The sequence below is a fragment of the Candidatus Cloacimonadaceae bacterium genome (assembly GCA_030693415.1).
In the GTDB taxonomy this organism is placed as follows: Bacteria; Cloacimonadota; Cloacimonadia; order Cloacimonadales; family Cloacimonadaceae; genus JAUYAR01.
In genome coordinates this window covers 1-5524 of sequence record JAUYAR010000046.1, presented here as the reverse complement: position 1 = coordinate 5524, position 5524 = coordinate 1, and the positions used below count along the sequence as shown (strand labels likewise).

Sequence of the window (5524 nt, the reverse complement as noted above, 5' to 3'; positions counted from 1 at the left end):
ATAAATATCTGGTATGAGTCATGTACGATCCGGTCAAGGATGGCATCTGCAAGAGTTTCCTGACCAATCTTCTCATGCCATCCACCGGGTTTGAACTGCGTACAAAAGATAGTCGAAGCACATTGACATCTGGCTTCAACGATTTCCAACAGGTCTCTTGCCTCCTGTTCTCTGAGAGGAGTCAATAACCACTCATCAAGGATCAGTAGCCGAATGCTTTTGTATTGTCGGATCACTTTCTTGAAGGTGCCTAATCCTCTGGCTAAAGCAAGCTCATCCAGGAGTTCCGGAAGCCGGATGTATCTTACGGGAAAGTAGTGTTGGCAAGCAGCTATACCAAAGGCGCAAGCCAGCCACGATTTGCCATTACCGGACGCTCCCAGTATGATGATATTGCGATTTTCGTCGATGTACGAACCAGATGATAGTCTCAGTATCTCTGAGCGATCCAGCTTTCTGTCATCATGGTACTCAATGTCCGCTACACTGGCATTACCGAACTTTAAGCAGGCGTTTTTGATCAATTTTTGTAGCCGGTTGTGCTTGCGCCGCGTCCATTCTGCATCTACAAGAAAACCAAAGCGCTCTTCAAACTGAAGTTCTTTGAACGAGTGGTCATTGAGCTGATCTCTAAAGGCGTCTGCCATGGCTCCCATGTGCATCTCATGCAGTTTGTTAGTGGTCGATTGATTGATCATAAGTCCTCCCTCCCATAGTATCCTGACCCTCTGCTGATACCATATTCAGAGGACTGTGCGTTATGCATTGGTTCCTCAACTTTTCCCAGTTTGTCCGAACCGGACTTGAGTATGGACAGAACGTTTTTATAGCTCGGGGTCGGGGTGAAGGAAAGAGCTCTCTGACATGCGTTTTCAAGTCGTTGGGGAGAGAATTTGTCCACAGCCTTAAGCAGTGCCATACAGGAACGATAGCCTTGTTGTTCTATCCTGGCAGAAGAAAGTATCCCTCTAATGACGATCGAAGTGTGTTCTCCAATGCGGTTTGCCCATGATACAAAGCGGTCAGCATTCCATTCATGATATTGCTGGTGCTTAACAGGCATATGTTCTGGAATGGTTTGATACTGGCCGGGTTTCCCAAAGATCCGTGAGTGTGATGCAATTCTGCAGGACTTGTAGAATACCTCAATCACCCTGCTTGTTACGCGGATATCAACTTTGTTTTGGATGTACTCATAGGGAACGGAGTAGTTCATCCTGTCCACTGATACATGATAGTTGAACTGAACCGTTGCTATTGTCCAGGTTGCCAGTTCATAGGCTTGGGATGGAAGGGTGGTAAGGCAGTGCTGTTCCTCGTCCAAAAACACACTTTCCCTGCTACCATCTCTCTTCTGGAAGGCCCTGGTATTGAAGTCACCGAGTTTGTTGCGGATCTCTTGATTGAGCTCATACAAAGAAAAGAAAGTCTGATTGCGCAGGGAGGCAAGAATCCAGGTGGAGATAACCCCTACAGTCCCCTCAGCACTTGCTTTATCCTTGGGATGGCGGACTCTGGCCGGAATAACTACCGTATCGTAATAGGTAGCCATCTCGTTATAGGTTTTGTTGATCACAGTGCGGCTCCAGGATGCATGATCCACTCCCGTTTTGAGATTATCCGGAACCAGTATCCTGGTTGCTCCGCCAAAGTATTCAAAGCAGTTGACGTGCGCCTGAATCCAGCATTCCATATCCATCTTCAGAAAGGCTTCCACGTAAGAGTAACCGCTATATGGAAGAGCAGCGACGAATACATAAGCCTTTATATCTTCACCACTAATATTGTCTTTGATGATAGCGGTTTGCCCGGCCCAGTCAACTTCCAGCTTTTCTCCTGGCTTGTGATGAATCCGCATGGTTGCTTTTGTCTTCTGGATGTAGTCGTTGTAAAGCTTGCAGAATTGACTGTATTGAAATGGTATCGCCTGAGTGTACCTGCATGCTTCTGAATACTCATACCAAAGTAAAGACAGCGTGACACCGCTTTTCCCCAACTCTCTGTGGATACTGTCGAAATCAGGCATCTTCCGGTTGCTTTCAATCCCTTTCTCTGGAAACAGCCTTTCTCCAAGCTCCCGGTCACTTACCGAATCCGGTAATGGCCAAACTATGCCAAGTGTTTCTGCCGCTTGCAAAGTCGCGGACACGGTATTGCGTGAACATGATAAACAGGCAGCTATGCTACGTCCGCTTATTCCCTGCTTGTGTAAACGCAGGATCTCTCGATATTGGGTCATTATGTTGACCTCCATGGATATATTTACACCATTTAGTGTATGAATCCATGGTCTGAAATCATGCCTGATTGGCAAGGTGGCTCTCACCTTCGGAACGAGTGGCTCTATTATTCGGAGGGGTGGCTCTAATTCTGCGGACTAATGGCTCTATCTTATCAGATTATTCATTCAATCTACCGGCATATTGTTGGAGAGTGCCTTTCCAGGAGATTGGTATAGTTAGAAACAGAGTGTCCAGTCTGCTGTCATCAAAGCCTTCTCCATATATTTACCGGTAGCGATAATCACTCTTTCCTCATTATCGGGTATAGAGTGAAGTCTATCCATGATGGATTTTAGTTGCTTTCTGCCCATCCCTCCTTTGAGAACAATAATGTTTTTGGCAAAACCTGTCAGCTTCTCCAGAAAGAAGTCCACATGAGCTGTGCGTTCAGTAAGAATCAAAGGGCTTCTGCCAGCTTCAATCGATGAGATAATATCATCAATGATCAAAACGTTACGTTCTTTATCATCCACTAAAGCCTGATAGATATCTGTAATTTTACGTTCAGCACATGCCAGATTATCTGGCAATCGAAATGTAGTATGTCGAACGATTACCGAATGACTGAAAGCTCTTGAACGTGTCTGGTTGCGTGCATCAATCTTCACTCTGATAGGTCCGCACTGCATTGTGACTATTGGATGCTGACCATCCTTTCTGATCGGTGTAGCAGTAAGCCCATAGACATATTTAGCTTTAACTTCCTTCAGTACCTGTTCAAATGAAAAAGCAGAGATATGATGACATTCATCCACTATCACCAAGCCATATTCTGTAACAAATCCTTTCACTTCTTTATTGTGATACAGGCTTTGAATAATGGCTACATCGATTTTCATAGTTCGCTTATCTTTGCCTGCTCCTTTCTCTCCAATATCTTTGATAGGTATATTCAAGAAACTTGCGATGCGTTCTTTCCACTGCTGGAGCAGTTGCCTGCGATGAACAATGATCAATGTGCTTGTCTTCCGTTGAGCTACCAACCATAAGGCTACCACTGTTTTGCCAAATGCAGTCGATGCTGATAAAATACCATTGTCGTAGCAAAGCAGCTCTTTCCCAGCTTTGAGCTGTTCATCATATAGCCTGCCCTGAAACTCAAAATCCTGCTCAATGCCTTGATTAGTTTTGTCATGTATTTGGGGTTCGATTTTTAACTGCTCAAACAGCTTAATCAGCTCAGTTAAGCAACCTCTGGGGATTCCGATATGATTTGTGCTTTCCACTGACAGATTTATGACTCTAGGCTTGTTATACAAAGGCAATCGTAAAGCCTGAGTTCGATAATAATCGGGATTAAGAAAGGCAGCTAACCGAATAATTCTGATTAGCAGCTTCTGTGGTAATCCTTCCTTTTCGATGAAAATCATATTGCTGACAAAGACATTCACTTTAACAGGGAGGTCTGTATATACAGCTTCATTTCTGGTAACTTGTTCCCATGGCAATGTATCATCATCAGTTGTAACCCTTAAGCTTCCGATGGGTGGGTTATCCGTGGTCAACAAAGCTATGAGCTGGTTAATCTTATCCAATGAGAGCTTTTGAATTTCTGATAGGAATGCCCACTGATCTTCATACGGCTGCAGCTCCACATTAACAAAGATACTGTTGCCATGTTTTCGAGATTCTTTTTGCAACGGGAGAGCTATCAGGTTGCCAAATCCACCCTTTGGCATTGTATCCTGATTGGGAAACAGTCGGTCATATGAATCCAAGCCAACCTGATGTCGTTTTTCCATGGTTGTAGTCAACAAAGCGCAGCCCAGGGTTCTGGCTATTCGAGCTGGAATGTTTTGCTCAAAGAATATCCAAACATGCGCTCCTTTACCTGAGCGAGATCTTTCAATATTAGCAGGAATACCGAATTCATTACAAGTCTCATGAAATGATGTTACATCAGTCTGCCACTCTTTCTTATCAAAATCTAGAGCGAGAAAATGACATGTATCATCAGGTAATAAAGGGTACACACCTATGACGATATCTCCCTTAAGATGTCGAAAGATTACGTCATCAGTAATGGGAATTAATTCTCTATAATCGCAATTTGCACATGATGTTTTATTAAACTTCCCGCATACTCCAGGTTTCCATGCATTTGAACATGCAGGGGAATATCCTGATTTGCCATCTTTACCAGACCACCGAAGAGCAAAAATGTCATTTCTTCCTCGAAACAGGCTGCGAAAGAGCTGTACCTTATCCTCTGGACTGGAATGACTATTGATTGAAGTAGGTGCAGAATCAGCTCTTCCATCAATCGCAATGCTATGTTTATCCTGCGGTGAGTTTACAGTGGATTCATTGTCATTAGATTTTAATACTTCTGCTTGAAGATCATGCACTCCCAAATTTCTCAATCTGGAGTTCTCTGCTTCTAGCTCTCTGATCCGCTTTAATGCACTTTCAAGTTTTGTCTTAAGGTCATGGTGCTCGCTGTTCATTTCATCCTCATGCTGGCAATTGTTGAAAACTACATTCGGATGTCAATCCCAAATTATTGGCAACTGTTTCGAGCCTTTCTTCTTCTCTACTGCATACCCAAGAATTCGATATGCAGATTTCCTGTCACAATTTGCAATTTTCGGTGATCTAAATTGCAGAATTCCTGTCACAAACCACTCAAAAGGGTCTTGTTAAGGATGTCCTACGATGCATAAGGATGCGACAGTTTGCAGATTTCGCTGCACAATTTGCAGATTTCGTTGTCACGTTGCAATGGTGGAATTGAATCATCAGCCCATCCGCATTCCTTGCCTTTTTCACAGCGTTAATCAAGCCTTAATCAAGCGTTAATTTTATTACGCTTGATTAAGGCTTGATTAAGGCTGTCAAGTGATAGAGCGGTGTAGCGCAGCATGCCGATGCTGCGGAAGCGAAAAATCCACACAGAATCCACACAGAATCCACACAGAATCCCCGCAAACGCCACACAAAATTTGGGCAAAGTGATCTTTCAAATGATTTTCCCAATGGCAAGCTTTCCAATTCTCAATTAACCGTAATTCTCAATTCTCAATTCTCAATTCTCAATTCTCAATTCTCAATTCTCAATTAGCCGTAATTCTCAATTCTCAATTAGCCGTAATTCTCAGTCTGAGACTGTTCAAGTAAATTCCCTTAAATTTCAATAAATTAGCGTTTCGGAAATCAAGAAAAGTGGGCGAAAGGCATCCTTAGGCAGGGGTTGCTTTGAATTGACATATCGTCTGCACAGTGTACACTTCAGTAAATATCAA

General features: G+C 43.4%; 3 protein-coding genes. All 3 read right to left on the bottom strand.

Annotation, left to right across the window (positions count from 1 at the left end):
- A partial coding sequence (gene istB / locus Q8M98_03055) for an IS21-like element helper ATPase IstB (GenBank protein ID MDP3113733.1) occupies positions 1 to 698 on the bottom strand: 698 nt, incomplete at its 3' end.
- Complete coding sequence (istA, locus tag Q8M98_03050) at positions 695 to 2239, bottom strand: IS21 family transposase (GenBank protein ID MDP3113732.1); 1545 nt, start codon at positions 2237 to 2239, stop codon at positions 695 to 697. The genes istB and istA, both read right to left, overlap by 4 nt.
- Positions 2240 to 2458: 219 nt before the next feature.
- Positions 2459 to 4729 (bottom strand): DEAD/DEAH box helicase family protein, encoded by a 2271-nt coding sequence (locus Q8M98_03045; GenBank protein MDP3113731.1) that lies wholly within the window; start codon positions 4727 to 4729, stop codon positions 2459 to 2461.
- Between the last annotated feature and the right edge of the window lie 795 nt (positions 4730 to 5524).

Bases quoted from the DNA above. Each gene is read 5' to 3' on its own strand.
- istA (MDP3113732.1), bottom strand. From the start codon at position 2,239: ATGACCCAATATCGAGAGATCCTGCGTTTACACAAGCAGGGAATAAGC.
- Q8M98_03045 (MDP3113731.1), bottom strand. From the start codon at position 4,729: ATGAACAGCGAGCACCATGACCTTAAGACAAAACTTGAAAGTGCATTA.